General features: G+C 37.1%; 27 protein-coding genes and 1 pseudogene. 6 read left to right on the top strand and 22 right to left on the bottom strand.

Translation table 11 applies throughout. The annotated features are described in order from the left end of the window. The first annotated feature begins 436 nt into the window (after window positions 1–436). Window positions 437–694, top strand: a complete 258-nt coding sequence (locus CD33_RS13180; protein ID WP_036201427.1) for a GlsB/YeaQ/YmgE family stress response membrane protein — start codon at window positions 437–439, stop codon at window positions 692–694. A gap of 80 nt (window positions 695–774) precedes the next feature. Here the strand turns inward: CD33_RS13180 and CD33_RS13175 are convergent, their stop codons facing one another. Then, window positions 775–1,461 (bottom strand): lytic transglycosylase domain-containing protein, encoded by a 687-nt coding sequence (locus tag CD33_RS13175; RefSeq protein ID WP_036201425.1) that lies wholly within the window; start codon window positions 1,459–1,461, stop codon window positions 775–777. 142 nt (window positions 1,462–1,603) lie between these two features. Here CD33_RS13175 and mscL point away from each other — a divergent pair, with 142 nt between their 5' ends. Both mscL and CD33_RS13165 read left to right on the top strand, forming a co-directional pair. Further along, a complete protein-coding gene (gene mscL, locus CD33_RS13170) occupies window positions 1,604–1,996 on the top strand; it encodes a large conductance mechanosensitive channel protein MscL (RefSeq protein ID WP_036201423.1) in 393 nt (130 codons plus the stop codon). Between the two features lie 193 nt (window positions 1,997–2,189). Beyond that, window positions 2,190–3,299 carry a methionine biosynthesis PLP-dependent protein gene (locus CD33_RS13165; RefSeq protein ID WP_036201422.1) on the top strand — a complete coding sequence of 370 codons (1,110 nt, stop codon included), beginning with the start codon at window positions 2,190–2,192 and terminating at the stop codon, window positions 3,297–3,299. Between the two features lie 431 nt (window positions 3,300–3,730). Here CD33_RS13165 and CD33_RS13160 read toward each other — a convergent pair whose 3' ends face one another. The 4 genes from CD33_RS13160 to CD33_RS13150 all read right to left on the bottom strand — a co-directional run bounded on the left by CD33_RS13160 (window position 3,731) and on the right by CD33_RS13150 (window position 5,142). Then, a complete protein-coding gene (locus CD33_RS13160; RefSeq protein ID WP_036201610.1) occupies window positions 3,731–4,333 on the bottom strand; it encodes an SCO family protein in 603 nt (200 codons plus the stop codon). 128 nt (window positions 4,334–4,461) lie between these two features. Then, window positions 4,462–4,590 (bottom strand): YvrJ family protein, encoded by a 129-nt coding sequence (locus CD33_RS19940; RefSeq protein ID WP_084591356.1) that lies wholly within the window; start codon window positions 4,588–4,590, stop codon window positions 4,462–4,464. A 79-nt stretch (window positions 4,591–4,669) separates the two neighbouring features. After that, entirely contained in the window at window positions 4,670–4,897 is a 228-nt protein-coding gene (locus CD33_RS13155; RefSeq protein ID WP_036201420.1) for a DUF2922 domain-containing protein, read from the bottom strand. Window positions 4,898–4,923: 26 nt separating this feature from the next. Next, window positions 4,924–5,142: a DUF1659 domain-containing protein gene (locus tag CD33_RS13150; protein ID WP_036201419.1), complete on the bottom strand. Its 219-nt coding sequence runs from the start codon at window positions 5,140–5,142 to the stop codon at window positions 4,924–4,926. A gap of 112 nt (window positions 5,143–5,254) precedes the next feature. Between CD33_RS13150 and CD33_RS13145 the strand changes: the two genes are divergently transcribed. Further along, window positions 5,255–5,698: a DUF2621 domain-containing protein gene (locus CD33_RS13145; protein WP_036201609.1), complete on the top strand. Its 444-nt coding sequence runs from the start codon at window positions 5,255–5,257 to the stop codon at window positions 5,696–5,698. 58 nt (window positions 5,699–5,756) lie between these two features. On the opposite strand, the gene CD33_RS13140 is transcribed toward CD33_RS13145, so the two are convergent. The 12 genes from CD33_RS13140 to CD33_RS13085 form a co-directional block, all read right to left on the bottom strand. Then, the gene (locus CD33_RS13140) at window positions 5,757–6,248 is read right to left on the bottom strand and encodes a CcdC family protein (protein WP_036201418.1); all 492 of its coding nucleotides are present in this window, start codon (window positions 6,246–6,248) and stop codon (window positions 5,757–5,759) included. Window positions 6,249–6,498: 250 nt separating this feature from the next. Further along, the gene (locus CD33_RS13135; protein WP_036201417.1) at window positions 6,499–6,867 is read right to left on the bottom strand and encodes a response regulator; all 369 of its coding nucleotides are present in this window, start codon (window positions 6,865–6,867) and stop codon (window positions 6,499–6,501) included. A gap of 64 nt (window positions 6,868–6,931) precedes the next feature. Beyond that, entirely contained in the window at window positions 6,932–7,642 is a 711-nt protein-coding gene (locus CD33_RS13130) for a cytochrome c biogenesis CcdA family protein (protein ID WP_036201415.1), read from the bottom strand. Window positions 7,643–7,830: 188 nt separating this feature from the next. Beyond that, window positions 7,831–8,760 (bottom strand): EamA family transporter RarD, encoded by a 930-nt coding sequence (rarD, locus tag CD33_RS13125; RefSeq protein ID WP_036201414.1) that lies wholly within the window; start codon window positions 8,758–8,760, stop codon window positions 7,831–7,833. 159 nt (window positions 8,761–8,919) lie between these two features. Beyond that, complete coding sequence (locus tag CD33_RS13120; RefSeq protein WP_036201413.1) at window positions 8,920–10,689, bottom strand: ABC transporter ATP-binding protein; 1,770 nt, start codon at window positions 10,687–10,689, stop codon at window positions 8,920–8,922. After that, a complete protein-coding gene (locus CD33_RS13115) occupies window positions 10,679–12,442 on the bottom strand; it encodes an ABC transporter transmembrane domain-containing protein (protein WP_036201411.1) in 1,764 nt (587 codons plus the stop codon). The genes CD33_RS13120 and CD33_RS13115 overlap by 11 nt, the downstream gene beginning before the upstream one ends. A 209-nt stretch (window positions 12,443–12,651) precedes the next feature. Further along, a complete protein-coding gene (locus tag CD33_RS13110) occupies window positions 12,652–13,899 on the bottom strand; it encodes an ABC transporter permease (RefSeq protein WP_235863210.1) in 1,248 nt (415 codons plus the stop codon). Next, on the bottom strand, window positions 13,883–14,782 hold the full coding sequence (locus tag CD33_RS13105; protein ID WP_036201408.1) for an ABC transporter ATP-binding protein: 900 nt from the start codon (window positions 14,780–14,782) through the stop codon (window positions 13,883–13,885). Before CD33_RS13105 ends, CD33_RS13110 begins: the two co-directional genes overlap by 17 nt. A gap of 14 nt (window positions 14,783–14,796) precedes the next feature. Next, window positions 14,797–15,345 carry a DUF2812 domain-containing protein gene (locus CD33_RS13100; protein ID WP_036201407.1) on the bottom strand — a complete coding sequence of 183 codons (549 nt, stop codon included), beginning with the start codon at window positions 15,343–15,345 and terminating at the stop codon, window positions 14,797–14,799. Further along, a complete protein-coding gene (locus tag CD33_RS13095) occupies window positions 15,342–15,659 on the bottom strand; it encodes a PadR family transcriptional regulator (RefSeq protein WP_036201406.1) in 318 nt (105 codons plus the stop codon). Before CD33_RS13095 ends, CD33_RS13100 begins: the two co-directional genes overlap by 4 nt. 180 nt (window positions 15,660–15,839) lie before the next feature. Then, complete coding sequence (locus tag CD33_RS13090) at window positions 15,840–16,766, bottom strand: alpha/beta hydrolase (protein ID WP_036201405.1); 927 nt, start codon at window positions 16,764–16,766, stop codon at window positions 15,840–15,842. A 190-nt stretch (window positions 16,767–16,956) separates the two neighbouring features. Further along, entirely contained in the window at window positions 16,957–17,583 is a 627-nt protein-coding gene (locus CD33_RS13085) for a cupin domain-containing protein (protein ID WP_036201404.1), read from the bottom strand. Between the two features lie 304 nt (window positions 17,584–17,887). Between CD33_RS13085 and CD33_RS19935 the strand changes: the two genes are divergently transcribed. Then, the gene (locus CD33_RS19935) at window positions 17,888–18,277 is read left to right on the top strand and encodes a CotD family spore coat protein (protein WP_084591353.1); all 390 of its coding nucleotides are present in this window, start codon (window positions 17,888–17,890) and stop codon (window positions 18,275–18,277) included. An 85-nt stretch (window positions 18,278–18,362) separates the two neighbouring features. On the opposite strand, the gene CD33_RS13075 is transcribed toward CD33_RS19935, so the two are convergent. From CD33_RS13075 to CD33_RS19925, 5 genes and pseudogenes are all read right to left on the bottom strand, one after another. Continuing rightward, window positions 18,363–19,511, bottom strand: coding sequence for a toxic anion resistance protein (locus CD33_RS13075; RefSeq protein WP_036201403.1), 1,149 nt, complete (start codon window positions 19,509–19,511; stop codon window positions 18,363–18,365). Window positions 19,512–19,754: 243 nt separating this feature from the next. Next, the gene (locus tag CD33_RS13070) at window positions 19,755–20,537 is read right to left on the bottom strand and encodes an SDR family NAD(P)-dependent oxidoreductase (protein ID WP_036201402.1); all 783 of its coding nucleotides are present in this window, start codon (window positions 20,535–20,537) and stop codon (window positions 19,755–19,757) included. Between the two features lie 74 nt (window positions 20,538–20,611). Continuing rightward, window positions 20,612–22,909, bottom strand: a complete 2,298-nt coding sequence (locus CD33_RS13065) for a DUF2339 domain-containing protein (RefSeq protein WP_052130221.1) — start codon at window positions 22,907–22,909, stop codon at window positions 20,612–20,614. Between the two features lie 235 nt (window positions 22,910–23,144). Further along, the gene (locus CD33_RS19930) at window positions 23,145–23,249 is read right to left on the bottom strand and encodes a YjcZ family sporulation protein (RefSeq protein ID WP_084591352.1); all 105 of its coding nucleotides are present in this window, start codon (window positions 23,247–23,249) and stop codon (window positions 23,145–23,147) included. A 289-nt stretch (window positions 23,250–23,538) separates the two neighbouring features. Further along, window positions 23,539–23,640: pseudogene (locus CD33_RS19925) on the bottom strand (YjcZ family sporulation protein); the annotation flags it as partial. A gap of 409 nt (window positions 23,641–24,049) precedes the next feature. Here CD33_RS19925 and serC point away from each other — a divergent pair. After that, window positions 24,050–25,144: a 3-phosphoserine/phosphohydroxythreonine transaminase gene (gene serC, locus CD33_RS13060; protein WP_036201401.1), complete on the top strand. Its 1,095-nt coding sequence runs from the start codon at window positions 24,050–24,052 to the stop codon at window positions 25,142–25,144. Window positions 25,145–25,371 lie beyond the last annotated feature (227 nt).

The raw sequence follows: 25,371 nt of genomic DNA, 5'->3' as shown, positions 1-25,371 counted from the left end.
AAGCCTAGCTATGTTAAGCTAGGCTCTTCTAGATTTTTTTAGTTCACATATAACAGATCAAATGAGAGGTTTAGCAATATGACGGCGTGGAGCAAAGCAATAGCAAATCCTTGGCGATTTAACTTTTTCATTACTTTCATGTTCATATAAAACACCTCATTATAATAGATTATTTTTACTGCTTGAAGAAATTATACTCCTTTGTTTTTGAAAAATCAAAATATTTTGAACAAATTGTGAACATCATATTTTTTAGAAGCTATAAATATTAATCTTAACAGAAAATCTTTATGCATTTGTTTACTAAAAATTGTGCATATTACATATTGAAAAGCTGTATTAACTAGTACGTGTAAATTAATTAAGTTTAACCTTACGGAATTATGGATATAAGTTACTACACGCTTTTAATAAAGAAAAAGGAGTTGACAATCATATGATGAGTTTCATTTGGTATTTAATTATTGGTGGAGTACTAGGTTGGTTAGCAGGAGTGATTATCGGTAGAGATGTTCCTGGTGGAATTATTGGTAATATCGTAGCAGGGATTGTTGGTTCTTGGATAGGTAGTGCAGTTTTAGGAAACTGGGGTTGGCAAGTCTCTGATTTCCACGTCTTCCCTGCTCTAATTGGTGCAATCGTTCTTATCTTTATCGTAAGCTTAATCATGCGTTCAATGCGTAAAGCAACTTGAATGAATGAAGTAAAAAACCCAACTGCATTAAACAGCAGTTGGGTTTTTTTAAGTTGCCAAAAGGCACAATCTGGTCAATGTCAATAAACCTTTTGGATCAATTCACCACTAAGTTCCTCATATTGATGGTAGTAGTATAAAATATTATCCACATACTCTTCACTATGGTTATAATTGAATATTGCCTTTTTCAATTCCCCTTTTGAGGCGCCTGATTGGGATAGATAATTTGCTGCACTAAAAATTGCATCCTCAATATCAAATGGATCTGCAATACCATCCCCATTTGCATCAACACCGTATCCACCATATTTTTCAATGATTTTAGGATCTGTTTTTTCTTCTTCTGGTATGTCGCCTTCACCCAAACCCGAACATGTCGGATGACTCCAGCCGACAAATGTGCAAGGCATAAATTGCATATGCCCTTCCGCACCAACGGGCGACACTAGGGATTTCATTGTAGAAAATCTTGTTTCCACACGATGATGAGCAGCCAAAAGTGTCCAAGGGATACTATAGGTTTCCGCTGCAGACATATAAACAGGGATATATTCCTCTGGTATTTGAAGATCAAAATCCTCTTGGACGTTTTCCATTTCATTTGGAGATAGGTTTTGGATTATGGGCAAATTCCTTATGTTCTCCCATGTAAGGAAGACGAGTGAATAAACGATAATCGAGATGGGGATTAATAACATGATTAGGAATATTTTTACACCCGCACTTAATAATGGTTTTTTTCTCTTCTTTTTTTTATGATTCATCCTTATTTGACACCCACAGTAGTTTCGTTAATGTTTTTATGACTTTCGGTATGTTTAAAAGCAATTATATGAATGATTTGTAGATTCTTTGAAAATACAATTTTATACTAAGTAAATATGAATGTGCAAGGAGATGCTAAAAATGTGGAACGAATTCAAAGAATTTGCAATGAAGGGAAATATACTTGATCTGGCAATCGGGGTTGTGATCGGAGGTGCTTTCGGTAAAATTGTCACCTCTCTGGTTGAAAACGTTATTATGCCTATTGTCGGAGTGTTGACAGGCGGAATTGATCTAACTGAAAGTTTTATGTTTGGTTCTGGTGAAGCTCAAGTGAAATTGGGTGTCTTTATTCAATCGATACTCGATTTTTTAATTATCGCCTTTTCAATCTTTATGGCCCTCCGAATCATTAATCGAATCAACCGCAAAAAGAAAGAGGAAGTTGCAGAAGAACCTGCAACACCGGAATTGGATTCGAAAGAAGAACTTTTAAAGGAAATCAGAGACTTGCTGAAAAAACAACAAGCATAAAAAATGAGGCGGCGCTAACCGAAACGGTTTCTCCGCCCTTTTATTAATTTTTATTGATTTTTGAGGTATAACTAATTAATTCTGCACGGAGAGTATTGTCTTCAGCACTTTAACATGATAAATTGTATTAATAATCAATAAAATTGATATATCACAATATTGTGTGAATGTATTTAAGAAAAGAGTGAGAAAAGTGACGAAACGTTCAATCGAAACGAAACTAGTGCAATTAGGTAACTTAAGCGATCCTAAAACAGGAGCTGTCAATCCTCCAATCTACATGTCAACAGCGTATAAGCATGCTGGAATTGGACAATCCACTGGCTATGACTATACCCGCACGAAAAATCCTACACGTGAGATTTTGGAAAATGGTATTGCCGACTTGGAAAATGGGGATGCAGCTTTTGCATGCAGCTCCGGGATGGCCGCAGTACAGCTCATCTTATCTCTATTCAAGCCCGGTGATGAAATTATCGTTCCGGACGATATTTATGGCGGTACATATCGATTATTAAAAACGTTCGGTGAAACCTATAATATTAATCCTGTCTATTTCTCCTCACTGGAAGATGTGGAAGGATTAATTAATGAAAATACAAAAGCAATTCTTTTGGAGACACCGACAAACCCGTTGATGATTGAATTCAATCTCGACAGCTTTGCAAGTATATGCAAACAACATAATTTGCTATTTATTGTAGACAACACTTTCTATACTCCATACTTCCAACGACCTATCAAACATGGCGCCGACATTGTACTTCATAGTGCAACGAAGTATATTGCAGGACATAACGATGTATTAGCAGGTTTAGTAGTGGCAAAAGGAAAAGAATTATGTGAAAAGCTGGCATTTGCACATAACGGGGTGGGACTGGTGCTGTCACCGATGGATAGTTGGTTAGTAATCCGTGGTTTGAAGACAATGCATTTGCGTTTGAAACAGCATGATTCAAACGCCAAAAAAGTAGCCGCTTATTTAGAAACAGAGCCACTAGTTACAGATGTGCTATACACTGGCAAAGGCGGTATGCTTTCTTTCCGCTTAAAGAGTGCCGAGATGATAAATCCATTTCTTCAAAAAATTCAATTGATTACATTTGCAGAGAGCCTGGGCGGAGTTGAAAGCTTTATTACATACCCTGCCACTCAAACACATGCAGACATTCCATACGAAGAACGTATTGCTCGTGGCGTGGATGATCGTTTACTCCGCTTTTCTGTTGGTATAGAAGAAACCGAGGACATCATCGCCGATTTAAATCAAGTATTCGAACAGTTAAGAACAGAATTTCAATAAATCACCCTTAAGTTCGGGTTAAATAATAAAAAAGCATGCAACTAAATGAATTGCATGCTTTTTTTAATCCCTTTATATGGGACACATATGTTTGTAGGTTCCATCAAGGCTCTAACTGTATTATCACGGATTCGATGCATCAAATATATGTTGAACAATATAATGCAGACTCTAAAAAGTTGACCTTCAGACTGTTGATAAACGCTTGGATCTCGCGTTGGTTGTCACGATCCACCCCGTCACAAACATCTCACTAGTCAGGACTACACTTACTTGTCCATCTTGTATCCGATGCGTTTCCTCGACTGTCTGGGTAATAATCTTTCATTTATAGAAAGAACCCCCCAAAAAAATGTGTAGACGTTGTCAAATATCGACATTGCCTACACACAGAAGCCAAATTATAAGAATTCTGGCTTTTTAAATTCATTTTATTTTCCTAACCGTTCTTCAATTAAAGTTTCGATATCAATGGCAATTGTATCCACCGGTACATCCTCAGAACCTGCATAGCTTTTGACGGCCACGCCATTTTCATCGACTAGGTAAAAGCTGGAGCCATGTATAACCTGATCTCCTTCAGTCGGCATTTTTACCAATGATTTGAAAGAGTTTAAAGCGAATTGTTCGATCCACTTTTGGTCATAACCCGTCACTAAGTTCCATTTAGATTCATCTGTTAGCGTGAAATGACTTAGATATCCAGATAACACTTCAGGTGTATCATTTGCAGGATCCACAGAGAATCCAACAATATTATAATCTTCTACTCCACGTTCTTTCAATGCTGCTTGAATTTCAGTCATATTGAATGTCATCGGCTGACAAATCGTTGTACAATTCGTAAAAATGAACATAGCTAACCAAGGCTTTCCTTTAAAGGTATCCAGAGATACTTCTTCACCTTTATGGTTGGTTACAGTGAAATCTTCAATCACGTATTCTGTATCTGCTTTAAATTTATAATTGCTGCATGCACTTAATACTACAGAAAGTATCAGTATTCCGAAAAGACCTATTAATTTCTTCTTCACCATTATTCAACTCCTCTTTCCCTCTATCATCTTATCGGAATATTTGGAGACACACAACCAATCAAATCGTACATATCGAACAAATTTGTGACTGAAACACATCTTGCAATTTGAATTGAACTTATAGATTATTGATGATTGATTGAAACGAGAACGGAGTGTATTGCTTCAAGCTTGGTTTCAATGCGGTACAACAAATAAAAAGAAACCACGATTGGAAAACCTATTTCTTGAATGAAACGAACCCATTCTTCCAAATCAACCCCTCCTTCAAGTTTATACTAAAGAGAAAGCCGACAAAACCTGCAAAGGATTTTGTCGACTGACTCTTATTCATTAATTCCTATCAATGAATTGAATTTCAGAGACCGTACGTTCCACAATTCGTGCTTGGTTTATAGCAATCAGACTGCTTCCGCTATGGTGAAAAATATTTGAAGCAATAATTTTTTGCATGACATCTTCAACTTCCGTTGGAGTTAGGTTATCCCTTGGTTCATCTACGGTCAATGTCATCGTTTTGCCGTTTCCCGCATCAAACTTTAATACCAATACTTGTGTCAATTAAATCTTCCCTTTCATTATTATTTTTACGCATCCACAGTTTCTGTCTCGGTTTTTTCAGCTAATAAAAAATCATATCTTGATAGACTTGCAATAGCTTGTACAACTGATAACACTACTGAAGCTTCAACATTATCGCGCACATTGCGATACGTTTTTGAAGTGACGATTGCCTTGCCTTGTTCGTTTACTCCTGTTACATAAGAGATTTTTAGTGAGGCACTATCAAAATTAAATGCTGCCATGTTCATCACCTCCTTTCACTTAAATAAATATCTATTTTCTTTAAAAAAAGAGACATTTAAAGTGAAAACTTTTCTAGTTCCTTTTATAATAAGAAATAGTGAAATTAAAGAGGTGAACGGATTGAGCAACTTAGAAGGTTGGTTTTTGTGGTTTATCCTATTTTGGGTAGTCGTCTTAATTACATTAATGGGGATTGGCGGATTCTTTATGTTCCGTAAATTTTTAAAAGCATTACCTAAGAAAGATGGTAAATCGGATTTAGATTGGCAGAAATATTATTTAGATAAAACAATTCATTTATGGGGAGACGATGCAAAGGAATTGCTAAATGAGTTAGTCAGCCCGGTACCTGATATTTTCCGTCAGGTTGCTAAAGAGAAAATCGCAGGGACGATCGGGGAAATTGCTTTAAAAGAAAAAGCGAAATCGATTACAAATGATTTACTAATCAGAGGTTACATTATCGCAACTCCAAAACGCGACCATAAATTTCTGAGAAAGAAACTAGATGAACTAAATATTGATGTTACGCCATTTGAACATTATTTTGAGTAACATTGTTACATAGCTAAAACGAAATGGGACCTTCCAATATAGAAGGTCCCATTTCGTTTTAAGCTGCAATTAAAGACTTTTCAACTTTCTTATATCGGAAGTACATAGCTATCCGCCAAGGCCAGAGCATGGAAAATGCCAATATCCAGAACATTCCAGCAAGTTCCCCGACATCAAACGAATCCGATAGGTACACCTTCAATAGAACTCGGAAGATCAATAAACCGGCTAAAATAAAGAAAAATGCCTTGGAACGTTTCATATAAATTTCGGCATCTCGTACTTCAAATTTTGACGTGGCAATCAAGATCGTTGAAAATAAAACCCCTACTGCAACCGCTTCTAAAATTTGAATAGGTGTAACGCGAAACTCTTCGAAAATAAACATTAGCCCCCCCGATGACATGGCTATTGGGGGAATTAAAATTTTTTTCGCATTAACAGGTTTCTTTTGAGAACGAATTCGAACAACCATCACAAATAAACCCATTAAAAATGCCATTATTGTTGATCCAATAATAAAATATTGAGAAGGTATATTTGCCAACATAACTCTTCCCTCCTCTGTCAATCTCTCTCTACTGGTATTATCATTACCTTTTTTCTTGCTATATATCCTTTTATTGCATGAATGATAAATAACGTATTGATAATACCGTATTTAACAACATTTTTCCACAAATAGCAAAGTTCCATATAACATAAATGAAAATTATACTGAAACGATTAAAAAAACGTGCAGGCAAAGCGGAATGTCAACTTTGCCTACACTGTTATCTGTAGAAATAACACTATCTCTACTAATCGTCATATCCCAATATGTTATCCACGACTGTTTTTAGCTGATTTTTTTCAAATGGTTTGGTGATAAAGTCCTTAGCGCCAGCTTCAATAGCTTCAACAATGATTCTCTGTTGTCCAAGAGCTGTCATCATAATAATATTAGCATCCGGATGCATAGGTATAATTTCCTTAACCGCATCCAATCCTGACATGACGGGCATTGTAATATCCATCGTTACAAGGTCAGGCTTGAATTGATTGTAAAACTCGACAGCCTCCCTGCCATTTGATGCTTCCCCCACCACTTCAAATCCCCACTCTTTAAACATATTACCGACCGCTACCCTCATAAAAAGCGCATCATCTACTATTAATACTGTTGGCATAGTTCATTCCCCTTCTGTAAAAATTCTAGCTACTAGTTTGTTAGAAGTAGTCATGTAAATTTATTTAGAAGCCTGTAAATCCACCAAAAATTGGAGATAAAATACGAATAATGTAATCCAGTCCATTGAAGAATAATAAAATTCCGACAGCAATCATGATATACCCGCCCACTTTGACGATTTTCTGGCTGTTGTTGCGAATCCATCCCAGTTTCGAAATGAAGAAAGATAACACAAAGAATGGTATAGCAAAACCAAAGTAATACGCGAGCATATATCCCATAGCCGACTCGGGGTTTGTACTGGCCAATGCAATGATTGAAGCAAGAATAGGCCCTGTACAAGGCGTCCATCCTGCAGCAAATGCGATACCGATCAATAATGATCCTAGGTAGCCTGATGGTCTATTTTTAAACTGAAACTTACGATCCTTCATTAAAAAGTCGACTTGTAATAACCCGACAATCATCAAGCCAAATACTACGATCAAAATGGCCCCGATTTGCCGCATTAAATCCTGATAGTTCAAGAAAAACTCTTGTGCGAGCGATGCACCAAAGCCAATAGCAATAAAAATAATAGAAAAACCTATTAAAAAAAATAACGTATGTAAAATCGCACGTTTTTGCAACATACCCTTTTCGTTTTTCAATTCATCGTAGCTCATGCCTGTTATATAAGACAAAAATGCAGGATAAAGCGGTAGCGTACAAGGTGAAATGAAGCTTAAGAAGCCTGCACCGAACGCTAGAAAGAAATTTACATCTGAATTCATGGTGTTCTCTCCCTACAATTAATATCTTTATCGTACCAAAATTCCATTCATAATGCTTTGAAATGGGTTCGAAGATTTTTGTCTAAATTGTGAAAGATATATGAATGAGAAAGATGCAGTTTCTTTATATCAAAATCATAACATATACTTAATAGTAGTCATATAGAATTCTAATAATTCAACCAACTTTATAAACTTTCGACATTTACTGTTTCCTGTTGAATTGCGTTTCTCTTCCTAGTCTCAAGAATAGTCGAGAAAGTGAACAATATGATTGACCCCCAGATAAACATAAATGAGATTAATTCTGTTTTTGTAAACGGTTCATCGTACAGTACCACACCTAAAATCAGCACAATTGTTGGAGTCATATATTGGATGAAACCAATCACATATTGTGGGAGTAATTTTGCACCTTTAGCAAATAAAACTAATGGGAACGCCGTCACGATTCCTCCCAGTATTAGAAGAAAATCTGTTTGCCAGTTAACCTGTAAAAAGGAAACATCATTAGTAGACATAATATAAATATAGTAAACAACCGCAACAGGAAGCATCAACATCGTCTCAATAACCAAGCCACGAGTCGCATTGAGTGTAGCTTGTTTTTTCAGTGCGCTATAAGTGGCAAAGCTTAGTGCAATCAATAAAGCCAACCATGGTATTTCCCCGTATCCCACCGTCAATGATAGAACCCCGATAAATGCCACGATTACAGCACCAATTTGCAGTCTGGAGAGTTTCTCTTTGAAGAAAATCATGCCAAATACAATCGTTATTAATGGATTGATATAGTAACCTAAACTTGCATCAACGACGTGATTGTTGTTCACGGCATAAATGTAAAGGAACCAGTTGCATGATATTACAAAAGATGCTGCTAATAGGGACAGGAATAGTTTTTTATCTTGCCATAACGATTTCAAGTCTTCTATTAATCGTTTTCTTTGCTGAATGACAATAATCAGTAGGAAAGTAAAGACAAATGACCAAATTACTCTTGAAACTAACACTTCCAAACTATCGACATGGGCCAGCAGCTTCCAATAGAGCGGAAAAACACCCCATATACCGTATGCGAGGACCGCATAAAGTATCCCTTTACGATCAATATTCATTATTTCACCTTCTTAAATGATTTTGTTCCGATAAAGATAAAACAATTATAGTACTCTAGCTATTGGAAGTATAAGTTATCATTGATATGAATGCTGTTTGTTTCCATCACGAATCAAGAAGAGGATACCTAAAATCATGCGGCATCCTCTCTTACATGGCTACTCTACAATTCCATTTTGCAATAAATACATTTTATGATACAGGCCTTTTTTGGCAAGTAGTTCCTGGTGTGTCCCTCTTTCAATAATCTCGCCTTGATGTAATACCAGTATCTGCTCTGCATCCTGAATAGTTGAAAGACGGTGTGCAATGGCAATCGTGGTACGGCCTTTTCTCATTTTTTCCAGCGACGTTTGAATTGCCGCTTCGGTTTCTGTGTCTATGGATGCTGTCGCCTCATCCAGCACCAGAATTTTTGGATTGGTGGCAATCGTACGGGCAAAAGCAACAAGTTGTCTTTGTCCACTTGAGAAGGTAGAGCCCCGCTCAGAAACCTTTTGTTCGTATTGCCCCGGTAGTTGTTCGATAAATTTATCGGCTTGAACAAACTTGGCTGCTTCCATTACATGTTCATTTGTCATATCTGGATTCAATAATCGTATGTTGCTTGCGATTGTGCCATAAAAAAGGAATGGATCTTGCAGCACCAAGCCAAGTTTGCTTCTTAACTCCTTCTTGGGGTAGGACTTGATGGAATTCCCATCTATTAAAATATCCCCTTCTTTAAATTCATAGAAACGCATTAAAAGATTGATAATGGAACTTTTTCCGCTTCCGGTATGCCCCACCAAAGCGACCGTTTCACCAGGTTTTACAGTGAACGATATATTTTTCAATATATCCGTCTTGCCATCGTAGCTAAAAGTGACATTTTTGAACTCGATGAAACCATCCGTAATCGTCAAGTCATGTCCTTGTTGACCGGGCTCTACTACATCGTCATCCAGTAAATCAAACACCCGTGAGGCAGCTACGATTGCTTGTTGATAGAAAGCCAACCGTTCCATTACATTATTGATTGGTTCAAAGAATCGATTGATATAAGTGATGAACACATAAACAACCCCAATTTCAATTGCTGTATCGAATGAAGTTATCCCAAAATAAGTTAAAATGATAATGATTGCCAAGAAAAAGATTAAATCTATCACGGGTCTTAGTAAAAGGCTATTTAACTTAATATTGTTCATCATTGCATCATAATGCTCTTCATTGATTTTATCGAATTCATCGGAAAAACGCTGTTCCTGACGAAATGTTTGAATGATCCCCATCCCCGATAAACTTTCTGCCAGCCTTGCATTTAGCTGACTTAGCTTCTCACGCATTGTCATGAATATAACTGAACTATATTTTCTGTACAAATAAATAACCAAAAATATTAATGGCAACAAAACAAGGGCATACAGTGCCAGCAACGGATTTAAGATGAACATTGCAATGTACACACCGACAATCAGAAATGCCGCTTGTACGAAGGAACTTAATACGGAGACGAATAATTCCTTTATGGCTTCCGTATCATTTGTAGCTCTTGAAACAATGGATCCTGAAGGTGTTTCATCAAAATATTTCATGCCAAGCCTATGAATTTTCGAGAAGACATCTATCCGCAATTGCTGAATAACTTTTAAAGCAATCTCCTGAAATTTTACTAATTGTATATAGGAAATGACTACATTCAGAATTTGAATAACAAAATAAGAAACTGCCAGAAAAATGATAGGCTCTAGCTCGAATTGATTCTTTGCCACATGATCATCAAGAAATATACCAATGAGGTATGGACCCAGTACGTCCCCTATCACGGTCAGCATCAACAAGGACAGGGCAAGTACTACTGCTTTTTTATGCGGTTTCAAATAAGAAAGCAGCCTAAAGAGTATCTGTGTTTGTTCTTTACTTGAAAAGGCAAGCTTATTTTTCATTCACTTCCCCTCCCTTTTCCACGAGTCTTTCCAGTTGCTGCAATTGATACATTTCAAAATATTTACCTCGTAATGACATCAGTTCGTTATGGCTGCCTTTTTCCACAATTGTTCCTTCATGCATGACAATGATTAAATGGGCGTGTTCTATCGCACTTAAACGATGGGAAGTAATAATTGTTGTAGCATCCTCTCTTGCTTCCTTTAGTGATTTAAGTATTGCTTCTTCGGTTTTTGCATCCACGGCTGATAATGAATCATCCAATATCAGGAGTTCGGGGTTCAACATCAGTGCACGGGCTATAGATATTCTTTGTTTTTGTCCACCTGACAAGGAAACACCACGTTCACCTACAACCGTTTCATACCCTTCAGAGAAACGCAGAATATCTTCGTGTATATGTGCAATTCTTGCGATGCGTTCCACCTGTTCCATTTTCTCATTCGGGTTATTGAATGCGATATTTTCGAAAATGGAGGCGGAAAATAAAAAGTGATCTTGCGGAACATATCCTATAGACTCTCTTAGTCTTTGTTTTTTATATTGAGCTATTGAATGGCTGCCAAATTTGATTTCCCCTGTATAGCCTTCAAATTCACGTAATAAAAGCTTCAGAATGGCTGTTTTTCCAGAACCGGTTTTGCCTACAATCCCTAATGTTTCCCCGCGTTTTAACATAAAGTGGACATTGTGCAATGCATTTGCTTGATCGCCGGGGAACTTGAATTGCTGTATGTCAAATAAAATATCTCCATTCGGTTTTACATCAAGAGCATCTACCATATCATCGATTTCAACTGGAACCGAAAGAAGCTGCTCAATTCTGTAATAGGAAGCTGAGCCACGTTCCATAATATTAAAAAGCATGCCAAAGGCCAGCATCGGCCAAACGAGCAAGCCCAGGTACGTATTAAACGCGACCAGATCACCTATCGTCATGGTATCTTCATAAATAAACTTTGCACCAAATCCAAGACTCAGCATAAAACTAAGACCTATGACTAAACTGATGGTTGGATCAAACAATGAATCAATGCGAGCAACCTTCATGTTTTTATCCACTACATCATTTGATAAACGAGTGAAATCGGCTGTATCTTCCTCTTGCTGCCCAAAGGTTTTGATAACTTTGATTCCCGATATGCTCTCCTGTGTTTTGTCATTTAGATCGGAGAATGCTGCTTGAGCTTCCCGAAACCTGGAATGAAGCAGCTTACCATAGTAGCTTGTCGATACGGCCATCAACGGCATGGGAATCAAGGCAATTAGAGTTAAACGCCAATCGATTGTGAATGCCATGGCCAAAATGACGAAACCTCCTGTAGTAACTGAGTCGAATAGAGTTAGGACACCCCCGCCTGCCGTTTGCTGAACTGCTGCAATATCATTTGTGGCGTGTGCCATTAAATCACCAACTCGTCGCTGTTGATAAAATGACGGACTCATATTTGTAAAATGGCGGAAAAGTTTTTGACGCAGTATTTTTGCTAAATAATTCGATGAGCCAAATATCATACGTCTCCAATAGTAACGCATGATGTAGATCAGAATCGCAACAGCAACTATGATCCCTATCCATTTTGCAAGTGATCTGGGGGATAACTCCCCGCTTCCCATTTCATCAATTACATAGCCGATCACTTTTGGAGGGATCAGATTTAGAATTGCGACCAGTGCGAGCATGGTCAAACCAATCACATATTCTTTTTTCCTCAACTTAAAAAACCAATTTAACTTGAAAAAAACTTTCATTTATCCACCTTCTTCTAAAAGTGCTAATTTTTAAAAAATTCCGTTCTTATAAAGACCAATTTATTTTAGCAAATATTAAATTACTCGTGAAGACAATTTCTAAAAATAATTCAATAATCGAAACATTTCCTCCAAAAGTTGTAGGCAACAAAAAAAGACTGTAAAGGAATTCAAAAAATCGAATCACTTTACAGCCAGAGCTTGAATAGTTATGTTGTCACTTTGAACACCGTTTTTATTTTTTGAATAACCCCACCGGAGCTATATGTTAGTACACTGCGTTTGTAGAACGATAAACTAACAATATATAAAACTAATACCGTCAAAGCCAGCAGGGCCAATGAGATAATAGGTTCTATCGTCGCTATATCCGTGGCACCAATACGCAATGGCATGACCATCCCTGAAGTTAAAGGGATATATGAGAAGACTTTAATGAGTATAGTATCCGGATTCGCTACACCAGAAATCATGACATAAAAACCTACTAGGGCAACCATGATTCCAGGAGTCATTACTTGGGAAGCTTCCTCTACCTTCGATACAAGTGAACCAAATAGTGCACCGATAATTAAGAATAGGACAATTGTTAAAAATAAGAATGCAATTACATAGAATACGTAAGAATAGGAAAGTTCATTTAAAATGGATTGCACTATTTCCCATTTTGCCCCATCATCCGTTACCCGCAGCATAACGAATAGGAAACCGAATATGATGACAAATTGAGTAAGTGCCAGCAACGTTATACCAATAATTTTAGATTGGAAATGTGTACCTGGTTTCACACTGACCAATAGCATCTCAAGTGCCCTGGACCCTTTTTCCGATGCCACATCTGTTGTTATCATGGATAGGAACGCCATAATAAAGAAGTAAATAACAATCCCCACGAAGTAGGAGGCCCAAATCCCTGATTGTTTTTGATCCTCGCTTTTTCCATCCGCGACACTCTCGTTCAAGTTTGTATTCGTAATGATTGCTTCAGAGTTCAGGATTTTATCAGCTTCATCAGCTGTTAAGTTCAGCTGTTGGATCCCGTAAATCTTTCCTGCATATTGCACATAGGAAGAGATAGTAGATTGATCGTTTAATTTTAGAGGAACAAAAGTTGCAATATCCGCTTTTAATCTCTCTTCTTCCTCTGACACTACCACGACGGCATCAAATTTTTCATCCTCAAGTTGTTTATATAAAGATTCGGTCGACTCCTTCGGGAAACTGAAATTAATGTCTTCATTTGATACAAATATTGGGTCCAATTCTACGGAAGTTTCATTGACCAATGCAATTTCAAGCGCCTCTTCATCCACAAAGATTCCTTTAATCTCTGACCAAAACATTACAACCGCGATTATGGCTATGTATAATAGGGTCATAAGGATAAAAGATTTTGCACGCACCTTTTGTTTATATAGCTGTTTTATTAGAATCCATAATTTATTCAACGTTGCCACCCACCTTATCTTTGAATATCTCATCCAATGATAGATAATCCAGACTGAATTTTTCGATATATTGTCCATTTGAAACAACATCGAAAATAGATTCCGCAAACGATTCATCGAGTAAAGTCAAAATATATTCATCGCGATCCTTTTTAACTTCTTTTACGCCGGCCATTTTTTCCAACTCATTCAACGGAATATGCGTACGGAGTGTCAACTTCGTTTTGCCATATTGTTTTTTCAAATCTAGCAGACTACCCGAAAAAAGAGAGACTCCACGTTTCAAAAGGCATAGATGATCGCACAATTCTTCAACATTATCCATCTGATGACTGGAGAATAGAATTGTTACCCCTTTCTCTTTCAATAATAAAATAGCACTTTTCAGCAAGTCCCGATTTACTGGATCTAGCCCACTGAATGGTTCATCGAGTATGAGGAATTTCGGCTTGTGAATAAAACTCGCAATCAGTTGCACTTTTTGTTGATTCCCTTTTGATAGCGTTTCAGCTTTGCTGTTGCGTTTTTCTTCCAAATCGAAGCGGGCAATCCAGAAGTCGATTTCCTTTTTTATCTCATGGCGTTTCATCCCACGCAATTCACCAAAGAAAAGTAATTGTTCCTCCACTTTCATTTGAGGAAAAATACCACGCTCTTCGGGTAAATAACCTAAATAATCACTGTTGATTTTTTTTATTGGCGTACCATCCCAAGTAATCGTCCCTGACGTTTGCTCTTGAAGATCTAATATCATGCGGAAGGTGGTTGTTTTTCCGGCACCATTTTGGCCGATCAGACCGAATATTTCACCTTTCCCGATGGTGAAGGATAGATCATTCACCGCTGTGAAATCTTTATATTTTTTCACAACATGCTCTAATGTTAATGTCATTTTAGAACTCCTTTCTAATCATTAAAAATTTCTAACTGTTGCTTTAAATTTTTTCTTTTTTTCATAATTTTTAACATAGGGAATAGTAGTGTGATTGCGCATCCGATGTTAACTCCCCCTACGAAATGATTAAAACTCTCCCCATTTATCGGAATCAACAAAGTTGAATTAATGATTCCAATGAACAAATTAATAAGAAGCACTGTTAAGAAAAGGTAGAATATCCTGTTCAGGTAAGCTAGCTTCGAAGTAGTATCGCTATATAATTCAAAGGGGCCATCAGCGGCTTTTTTTCTAAAATATGCCCAGTTAAATACAACCTTTACAAGTTCAATACCGGACGTCTGCAAAAAATCTATATATTCTTTGCTTTCTTTCTTTGAACCCAGCCCTCCTATCATTTCGTTGCGGTATGTAAACTCTCCCGGTTCACCTTTCTCAAAACAATAGTATACTAACCAAAAGGAGGATAAATTCCAGCCTTTTTTGGCCATTCGGTTTACCCATTCTTCCTCCTTTTCATAATCGAAAAAGAGCCGAATTTTTATTTTTCTTCCACTCAAATTTTGCCGCCTCCTGTTATACGGACACCGTTGTCAAAAAGTTCCCTTAATCTTGAAATTTCTGAATAAATCACTTTTTTTCCTTCATCGGTAATAATGTATTCTTTTTTCCGTCCATCATCTTCAAAAGTCTGAATCCACCCCTTATCCAGTAATGTTTTAATCGCTCCATAAATTGTTCCTGCCCCTAATTTGACGCGGCCCGCAGTCATTTCTTCGGTAAGTTGGATAATACCGTAACCATGTCGAGGTTCAAATAGAGAAAGCAGGATATAGTAGACTCCTTCAGTTAAAGGAGGATGTTCCTGAGTCATATCATTCTGTCCTTTCTATATTGTCGAACGGTATATCGACTGTTGATACATTGAATATATCAGCCAACGATATAGTTGTCAAATAAAATTTGCAATTCATAACTCTTGTTAGAATGGCATCACTTTATTACCATAAGAAAAAGAGAAGCATAATATGTTCGCTTCTCTCTTGTTAAAATATTAGTTTTCCAAAAATGCATGGATGATATTTAGAGTCTCCTCAATTTCTTTATTAAAAAAATCATTTTTAGTGAAAAAACTGTGCACTAAACCATTTGCAGTGTGAAATTCAACATGATTGCCATGCTTTACAAGTTTTTGTGCATATGCTGTACCTTCATCTCTTAGTACATCATTTTCTGCAACGACAATACAAGCTTTGGGTAAGTGATTTAAATTGCTTGCTTTTAATGGGGCCACATATGGATGTTCCCGTAGCTCCTTTTCTTGTAAATAGAAATGAGCAAACCATTCCATATCTTTTTTCTGTAATCCATAGCCTTCTGAAAATTGACGATACGAATCTGTAGAAAAATTTAAATCGGTTACCGGGTAAAGTAATACCTGAGAAGTTATGGCCGGACCTTGAAGCTCATTATTTAATATTGCGACAACCGTTGCTAAGTTCCCGCCGGCACTATCACCCATTACTGTTACCTCACTTTGAAGCCCGTTCAACTCTTTCGAACAATCGACAGCCCAGAGAAATGCGTCATAGGCATCATGCACCGGTATAGGAAATTGGTATTCCGGGGCCAATCGGTAACCGACTGAAATGACGATTGACTTCGTTCTCTCAGCGAGAAGCTGACAGGTTGCATCACACGTATCAATATCGTTTAAAACCCATCCTCCCCCATGATAATAAATGATCAGTGGAAACGGTCCATTGCCATTCGGCGTATAGATTCGAATAGGTATTTGTTCGCCATCACGCATAGGAATGAGTTTGTCCACCTTCTCCTTTAAAGAAGTTCGTGTTGATAATTGAATTTTCCGGTCATTGGCTCGTAAACTTCGCACTTCATTTGGAGTCATTGTATGTATTGCTTGCTGCCGATTCACTTGCTTTAAATATCTCCTACTGCTTTCCGATAGATATGCCATCCAAACCACACTCCTTATACAGTTATTTACAGTTAAAGCCCAGCTATTGATTTTAATTATAAGTAAATAGATAGGAATTATCAAATATAAGATACATGCTAAGTACGACATCTATACCGGGGCCTATTTTTATAAGTCCTTTTGTTCAAATCAAAAAAGACATGGTCCCCCATGTCCCATGCCTTTTGGTTTAAGAATAGAATGGGTGATTCTTTTGTTGATGGTTTACAGGATTGGAGTAATGTGGAGCGTATAGGGGGTAAGGTTGTTGATAGTGATAATTTGGACGACAATCTTTATGTGGACCAATAAATGTGCCTGGCTTTACCGGCCCAACAGCTTGCTTCCAAAGCTGTTCATCAAGGCAATATGTTTTCGCCATAATGTTTGGTGGAGTAAACTTCAAGATATCAGAGCCCAATATCACTTCGGGAGTGTTCGAATCAAATATGGCCAAAAAGTGAGTATGATCTGTTTGTGCTTCAATATAATGCCACCAGCCCTGCGGTACGTTCGTTACTTGACCAGGAGTTATTGTAAACTGCATTAATTGTTTCATGAACGGGTTGTAGATTGAAACAATAGCACATCCAGAAATACAGTAAACGAGTTCTGCCGCATTTTGATGGTAATGAGGCTCGACAATATTACCTTTACTCAAAAATGTATCAAGCATTGAGGTACCCTTTAATGAGTTTAATTCACTCACGCCGAGAACATTGATAAAATTTTGTGAATCCTTCTTAAAAAGCTGACTTTTGTTAAGATCAAAGTAAAATTGAATGGATGGTGAAGAAAAGTCAATTGATGAACTCATCTGTTTTTACTCCTTCTTTTGTTTTTGAGATATCATGCCCCTCGAAAAGCAAACAGACACTTTAGAGTAAGGCACCTCTTTACAATTCCGATACATGACATTAGCCCGACTTCCTCCATCTATATTATGTAATTTATCAATTAAAGTTCTCGTATATTTTCAAAACAAAGACATTAAGTACCGTAAATAATCACTCTACTTATAAACTTCTTACTCGATAATAGGTATTTATCTAGTTCCAATTCTTGTTTTTGAATAGATTAGTAATGCATAAGATATTCCGAAAAAGAGGAGGGTAAAGTTTATGAATCGTCGCCATCACTGCGGTGGGCGTTGCAATAACCCCATCTGCTGTCCGCCAAATGTATTTCCAACACAAGTTGCACCAGCACGTGTATCACCAACTCAACAAGTTGTAAGAACGAACGTTTTCAACACAGTTGTACCGCATTATCACCCAGTTCACACGACAACGGTCAATAGATACAATACTCATAATCAGCATTTCTTCCCACGTACACAATCTGTTGTGAATGACTATAATGAGACACAAGAGTTCTTCCCACCATATAATGCTGGAACTAGGGGTAATGCTGGATTCACTGGCAACACTGGCTTTGCTGGTAATACTGGCTTTGCAGGTAATACTGGTTTTATGGGTGCTCCAGTTCGTAGAAGAAGAGGATTTTTTTAATCGATAATCTTTAGCAAAACTAAACTATTTTTTCCAAAAGAAAATAGATTACCTTCACTTTTTAGTGAAAGGTAATCTATTTTGCTTACATACGTTTTAATTTTTCATACTCCAGCTGCAACTGTTCAATACGTTTTCTTCCTTCTTCACGGTTACGAACTGTTTCAGCTTGAATTTGTTTTGTTTCTTCGATCCCTGACATGATTGTCTGCCAAGTAGTTTCGATCGTTTCAATTTTAATGCTTGGATTGCCAGCTGATCGAGCGATATCGATGCTATTTTGTCGAATATTTTCAGCATTTCGAATTAACATTTCATTTGTGCGTTTATCAAGCTCATTCATGGAATCAGCCACTAGTTTCTGGCGTTGTATCGTTACCGCATGGATTAACCCTTGCTTGAATATTGGAATAGTTGTCACAAATGCAGAGTTGATCTTGCCGATTAAGTGATTATTCCCCTGCTGAATCATTCGAATTTGAGGTGCCGCTTGGAAGGAAACTTGTTGTGCCATTTCAAGATCATATCTTCGTTGCTCCAACAATTCCATATTTCTTTTAAGTGTTTCCAACTCCATCATGGCCTCTTGATCGCCTTCACCCGCTCTTTGTTCCAAAACGGGGATTTGTGGATGAAGTTGTTGCAATTTCACCTCTATTGCTGCAACGTGCTCACTCAAACTTTGAAAATAGCTTAAGTTTTGATCATACATTTGTTCTAATTCGATCGTATTGCGTTTCATTTCAAGCTCATATTTTTGAATTTCATTATAAATCACATCAATCTCTTTGTTCATTGTATCGTACTTCGATAGTATTTTTTCTAATTGTTCTTTACCCTTGTTGAATAAACGTTTTAGGAAACCGCCCTTTTTCTCTTCTTTGAAATCCTGCGGGTCAAAACGATCCATAATTTTATTTAGGTTATTAATAAGCTCACTTGATTTCTCCAGCTTACTTGTTTTGATGGATGCCAGCATTTTATCCGAGAACTTTGAGATTTCAGTGGCAGTTTCTTTGCCAAATTCTAGTACAGCTATTTGATTTTTTGCATCTATTTTTTCAGCGAGCGCTTGTACTTGAGGCTCTTCTCTTAGAGCAAGTTGACGTTTCTTAATTTGTGATAATTCTTCCTGGCTAACAAGCTGTTGCTGTGGTAACTCGGAAAGTGCATTGGTTTCTGCATTCATTTTTGAATTTAAATCATCAAATAATGGGTTTTTTATTTCTGACATTGAAATCCCCCGTTCCATATAAATAAGTTTTTAAAAGGCAAAATAACATTACAATCCTCATGTCCATATAATGCTTATAAAAACCATACGAATAATAAGTAAAAAAGTTTCATTTTTATTTCCCTTTATAGTTATCATAACACTATTTGAACAAGATATAGCTAATTAAGGTATATAAATATGTAACCATTTAAACATAAATAAATAATCCTGCTTGTTCACAAACAGGATTATTATTTTGGCTTATAGAGCAGAACCCGACCCGCCATCTATATTGATGGCTGTGCCCGATACATAAGATGCGGCATCTGATGCTAAGAAGGCTATAACATTTGCTGCTTCTTCTGTATTGCCAATCCGGCCTAGAGGAATCATTTTCCCTACTTCCCTGGAATACTCTTCCCAAGTAGCTTCCGGCATTTCATTCTGCCATCTGCTTTCGATTTGTCGGCTTCGAATCAAACCAATACATACCGAATTGACTCGTATATTATATTTACCTAAATCTTTACTCATCGCTTTTGTCAGTGCAAGGCCGGCAGAACGGCTAACCGTGGTTGGCAAACTTTGTGCAGGAGGCGTTTTAGCCAAGACTGCAGTAAGGTTAATAATCGATCCACCATTCTGTTCCTTTAAATAAGGAAGCGCAAATTTCGAACAATGGATGGCCCCGAATAACTTCAAATTCAAGTCAGAGTGCCATAAATCCGTTTCCACATCTTCGAATGAATTGGCTGACGAAGTACCGGCATTGTTAATGACGATATTTAGCTTACCAAAATGAGCAACTACTTCTTCAATTAGTCTTTCACATTCCTTCTCGATGGACACATCTGCTGAAACTGTCAGAATCTCTTCTCCGGTTTGTTCACGAATAAATGCTTTCGCTTCCTCCAAAGTATCATTATGTCTAGCAGCAATCGCAACTTTTGCTCCCTCTTTAACTAGCTGTAAAGCGGTATACAATCCGATTCCTTTACTTGCCCCAGTAATTACTGCCACTTTGTTCTTTAGTCCCAGTTCCATATACCATATCTCCTTTAATAATCATGAATAGCTAAATTATATAAGAAATGAATCTTATTGTGTGAATTTTCTTATCATTTCTTTTCGTTATTACTCGAAAGAAGCCGGTTTGACAAGAATAGTCCGAGCCCACCAATAATCATGAATAATATAGCTCGGATGATTAGATTTAAAGAAGCGAGATCCGAGAACACAAGTTTGAATATAGCTACCGCCAGAATACAATAACCCATAATTTTCACTTTTCTATAGCTGCCCGTCGTACTCATCCAAAGAGAGAGACTCGCTGTGAGGAAAAGAAGGAGAGTTTTACCCGTAACGACAAGCAACGAACTGATTAACCCATCAAATAAGGTTTGACTTAATATCGAGTAGCCAAGCAGTGTTGAACCCAGTATCCCTACTATTAAAAGAACTTCCACATCCACTTTCAATTGCGAGATCCAAGTTCGGTATAAGTATCCTTGCATATAAATATCCGCAACTATTGCCAGGAGAATTAGTGTATAGATTACTCGCACGATTAGATTCAACCAAATATCCAACCCTTCCACAAAATGAGTCGGAATGAGTGTGATAAATGAAAGTAAAAATGCGAAAATCAGGATGTATCGAAGTCCCCTGCCAATTATTTTTTCGGAAACAAACAATGAGACCAGCATGACAAACGCAAGTACCAATGCAGTTAAATAGGCATGATTATCATTTGATAGATAGGTAATGTCAAATTTAAATACATAGTAGAAGAAATAAGTGGCCAAGAGAATTGGGAAAATATCCAACGTGAAATTCAGCTGGGCTTTTCCATCATCAGATAATTTTACTTTGGATCGCTTCTTTAAATAGATGAATAAAGCGATTAAATACATAAATATAAATAAATGATTTAAGTGTTCCAAAGTCCAAAATGGCTCGATTTCTTCAAATAATAGATGAATCATTACAAAAAAACTAAATAATACAGTATAAGTAATTTTCATTAACTTGGCACCCAGCCTTAGTGAAACCATTAAACCAAGGAATGCACTCAATGGCAATAATATCATTTCCAGATGGTCAATCGCATTGATTACCATGATGATATTGAAAACAATTAATAGTGCGAGGGTACCAGCAATATCGACGACCCTTAATTCACTGCGTCGATATGCAAATAACGCCAAACTGCCATAAATGACTGCCATAAGCAATAATGGCAGCGCGGAGTCGTCGGCTATTACATTAATCATGAGAACCGTCAGTCCACTTAAACTAAATAGCAAGCCTTCGTGAATCGTCCTGAATTTACTCAACGGCTTATAAAAATGCCACCAAACGAGAAGTAGTATGACATTCAAAAGGATGCAGCTTAAGACATACAGTGGTGCATTATCATCATTTAGACCCCAAACAATTTGAACTGCCGTGATCGAGAAGAAGTATGAAATGTACATGGCAATCGACTGAACGTGTTTGATAAAGATAACTTGCATGGACCCATATACTAAAAGGATATACAGTAAAATAATCATTCCATTGAAATCCATATATTCTAATAAGTAAGGCAATAACAATGAAGTGAAAATGACGAAAATTGATAGAACTTCATTTTTCTTAACGTAACAAATGGCAATTCCATAAGCAATATAAACTAGAGCTAAAAGTAACGATAAATATAAACCGATTACTTCATAGAGGATAGCTCCTGCTGCTGTTGTTAGTATTCCAATAATAAATGCCCCACCGTAAAGCACGATTGTAAAAATCTGTGAGGATTCCGGCCTTTTTTGATCCATTAACGTGGCTGTAATAATTAAACCAACGGATAGACAGTACGCCAAAACAATTTTTAATACATTCGAGAATAACCCAATATCGCTGATAACCTTTAGTCCCCAAAGTACACCGAGAACAAGAATTAGCATAAAGACTTTTGGTAGTAACCATAGTATGATTTCCTCGAAACTCCGTTGTTTCTGAGGTGTTTTTGTTTGGTCCAGCTCCACTTCGTCGTTCGTCCTACTTATCATCGGTTCATTTTTTGTGGACGCCACCCTATTCAATTTGACCAAGTGATTCTCTTCTTCAAAGCCCGCTTTTGCTGAAGTTGTTTGAAACGATTGAGTTTCAGCCTTGTTTAATTTGACCAAATGACTCTCTTCTTCACGAGTCTTTTTTATTGTTGGCAATTCCTCTGTTTGATTTTCTGACTTAATTAGTTTGATCGAATGATCATCTTCTTCACGGGTAATTTTTGGCGATGGCATTTCACCCGCAAGAATTTCTGCATTGTGTATACTATTATCCTTCCCCCTTAATTCATTCAATTCTAAACGCAGCTCTCGAACTTCTGCTTCCAGCTTTTCGATTCGCTTTTCCGTTTCGTTCCCCATTTAAGTGCCCCTTTAACTAATATTGATTGCACCTTTATTGTAATTGAAAATAATTCTATTTCAAGGATAAATAAGTAATTGATATTCGATATTTCCTTAAGTCCTCTTCTTTTATTTCATTTATTCTACGTAACTCTGTTTCGAAGTAATACTTTTGTTTTAGTGACAATAAAAAAAGTGGGCCTTAAAGCTCAATCGCTTTAAAGTCCACTTTTCAACATTTGGAGCAATCCTATTAGTTATTGAAGTAGTAAGCACCAACAATAATTAAAAGAATGAATAGTACAACGATTAAAACAAACTCGCTGTTATTTTTAGAATAGCCTGCGTTGCAATACATAACTTTCTCCTCCTTTGTTCAATATACTATAATTTATGTCGATCCCTTCATTGTGACAGGGACAAATGTACCGTTTTTGGTTATCAAATAAAAATTATTCTTAAGGAAAGTAAAAATGTAGAGAAGTCGATAATCGACATTCCCTACATTTATTTCCAGGCATTATTGTAAAAAGAGAATACCTAGAATTCGGAAAAAGTACAGACACCATCCACAGTAGACAATTGGTAATACTGCGAATTTACTCCACAAAGGCACCTATTCAGCTAGAGTACCTTAAAATAAGAGATTAGTAACTTCCACCGTTAAAAAATGAAGCCCCAACGATGATTAAAAGAATGAACAGAACAACAAGTAATGCAAAACCGCTGCCGTTGCCATAACCACCGCTATTACCACCATTACAGTAGTCGCCTACTCCACCTACGTTGCTAGAGTATCCCATGTCTTTACCCCCTTTCCATTCAGATATTTATACTTTATGCCGAACCAAAAATTATGCTATGGACATTTTGGAAAATCTATTATAAATTTCAGGATTCATTGTTACTGCGATTTTCGCTAGAATCTGAACGAGATTTCTATACCGTATTAAATGTCATCTTTTCAAGGTGAGTTAGGTCATAAGCGGAAAGTTCTCAAAATCTAATGTAGCGTTTCAGCAAATTTTTCTAACTAGATTGACTTGGCAATGCAAAATGTCTAAAAATTCATCATTTTTACAAAAATCAAATCCATTCGCGAAAAAAAGGTATATAATCAATATATTAATTTATTAACTTTTACAGGGAGTGTTCTATTTGAATTCAACAAAACGTGCTTACAATTTTAATGCCGGTCCATCTGCTCTACCTATTGAAGTTATACAGAAAGCACAAGAAGAACTTGTGAATTATAATCACTCTGGGATGTCCATTATGGAAATGAGCCATCGCAGCAAGGATTATGAAGCTGTACATAATGATGCAATCGCTCGTCTAAAGTCTCTATATTCGATTCCTGATAATTACGAGGTACTATTTTTACAGGGCGGTGGCAGTTTACAGTTCACCATGGTGCCTATGAACTTCCTTAACAGTGATCAAACCGCTAGTTATATTTTAACTGGGTCTTGGTCTGAAAAAGCCTTCAAAGAAGCGAAACTTTTTGGGCAAATACGGGAGGCCGCTAGCACAAAGGATAACGACTATCGAAATATCCCAGCATTAGAAGAAATTCAATTCAGCCAAACAGATTCTTACGTTCACATCACTTCGAATAATACAATTTATGGTACTCAGTGGAAGGATTTCCCTCAAACCGGCGGAGTTCCACTAGTCGCAGATATGTCAAGTGACATTCTTTCCAAGCCAGTGGATGTAAGCAACTTTGGTATCATATATGCCGGAGCTCAAAAGAACCTCGGACCTTCCGGTGTGACGGTGGTCATCATTCGCAAAGACTTACTTGAAAAAGCAAACACCAACATTCCAACTTTATTAAAGTATTCAACACATGCCGAAGCCAATTCTCTATACAATACTCCCCCGACTTTTGGCATCTATATGCTAGGTGAAGTTTTGAAATGGGTAGAAGAAAAAGGTGGCCTTGAAGCTATTGAAAGCAATAATGAGGAAAAGGCAAAACTGATTTATGATGTAATAGATTGCAGCAACGGCTTCTATTATGGACATGCTCATTCTGAGTCACGTTCATTAATGAATATCACTTTCCGAGTCAGTGATGAAAATCTTGAAAAGCAATTCTTAGCCGAGGCAAGAGAAGCGGGCTTCATCGGGCTTAATGGCCACCGTTCTGTAGGAGGCTGCCGTGCTTCAACGTATAATGCAGTACCATATGAAACATGTAAAGCACTTGCAGATTTCATGGTCGCTTTCCAAAACAAAAATTCATAACCGTATGATTGAAGTGGCCCAATCAAGATCTTCGGTCTTAGTGTGTAGATAAAGTCGATATTCGACAATGTCTACACCTTTTTTTATGTTATTCCCGAAACGAAAGTGTTACAGCCTGTCTTGATAACGCTTCACAACTACACAAGCAGCGAGTGAAAACACGAATAGTAGAAACCGTTCAGGAAGGACTGGAGACAACCAATACAGGATGAAATCGTTTTTCAACA

This window comes from Ureibacillus sinduriensis BLB-1 = JCM 15800, from assembly GCF_000772955.1.
Lineage (GTDB): Bacteria > Bacillota > Bacilli > Bacillales_A > Planococcaceae > Ureibacillus > Ureibacillus sinduriensis.
The sequence above is the reverse complement of the archived record's forward strand: the minus strand, read 5'-3'. Positions and strand labels throughout refer to the sequence as shown.

Bases quoted from the DNA above. Each gene is read 5' to 3' on its own strand.
- CD33_RS13180 (WP_036201427.1), top strand. From the start codon at position 437: ATGATGAGTTTCATTTGGTATTTAATTATTGGTGGAGTACTAGGTTGG.
- CD33_RS13175 (WP_036201425.1), bottom strand. From the start codon at position 1,461: ATGAATCATAAAAAAAAGAAGAGAAAAAAACCATTATTAAGTGCGGGT.
- mscL (WP_036201423.1), top strand. From the start codon at position 1,604: ATGTGGAACGAATTCAAAGAATTTGCAATGAAGGGAAATATACTTGAT.
- CD33_RS13150 (WP_036201419.1), bottom strand. From the start codon at position 5,142: ATGGCAGCATTTAATTTTGATAGTGCCTCACTAAAAATCTCTTATGTA.
- CD33_RS13140 (WP_036201418.1), bottom strand. From the start codon at position 6,248: ATGTTGGCAAATATACCTTCTCAATATTTTATTATTGGATCAACAATA.
- CD33_RS13135 (WP_036201417.1), bottom strand. From the start codon at position 6,867: ATGCCAACAGTATTAATAGTAGATGATGCGCTTTTTATGAGGGTAGCG.
- CD33_RS13130 (WP_036201415.1), bottom strand. From the start codon at position 7,642: ATGAATTCAGATGTAAATTTCTTTCTAGCGTTCGGTGCAGGCTTCTTA.
- rarD (WP_036201414.1), bottom strand. From the start codon at position 8,760: ATGAATATTGATCGTAAAGGGATACTTTATGCGGTCCTCGCATACGGT.
- CD33_RS13120 (WP_036201413.1), bottom strand. From the start codon at position 10,689: ATGAAAAATAAGCTTGCCTTTTCAAGTAAAGAACAAACACAGATACTC.
- CD33_RS13115 (WP_036201411.1), bottom strand. From the start codon at position 12,442: ATGAAAGTTTTTTTCAAGTTAAATTGGTTTTTTAAGTTGAGGAAAAAA.
- CD33_RS13105 (WP_036201408.1), bottom strand. From the start codon at position 14,782: ATGACATTAACATTAGAGCATGTTGTGAAAAAATATAAAGATTTCACA.
- CD33_RS13095 (WP_036201406.1), bottom strand. From the start codon at position 15,659: ATGACTCAGGAACATCCTCCTTTAACTGAAGGAGTCTACTATATCCTG.
- CD33_RS13090 (WP_036201405.1), bottom strand. From the start codon at position 16,766: ATGGCATATCTATCGGAAAGCAGTAGGAGATATTTAAAGCAAGTGAAT.
- CD33_RS13085 (WP_036201404.1), bottom strand. From the start codon at position 17,583: ATGAGTTCATCAATTGACTTTTCTTCACCATCCATTCAATTTTACTTT.
- CD33_RS19935 (WP_084591353.1), top strand. From the start codon at position 17,888: ATGAATCGTCGCCATCACTGCGGTGGGCGTTGCAATAACCCCATCTGC.
- CD33_RS13075 (WP_036201403.1), bottom strand. From the start codon at position 19,511: ATGTCAGAAATAAAAAACCCATTATTTGATGATTTAAATTCAAAAATG.
- CD33_RS13070 (WP_036201402.1), bottom strand. From the start codon at position 20,537: ATGGAACTGGGACTAAAGAACAAAGTGGCAGTAATTACTGGGGCAAGT.
- CD33_RS13065 (WP_052130221.1), bottom strand. From the start codon at position 22,909: ATGGGGAACGAAACGGAAAAGCGAATCGAAAAGCTGGAAGCAGAAGTT.
- CD33_RS19930 (WP_084591352.1), bottom strand. From the start codon at position 23,249: ATGTATTGCAACGCAGGCTATTCTAAAAATAACAGCGAGTTTGTTTTA.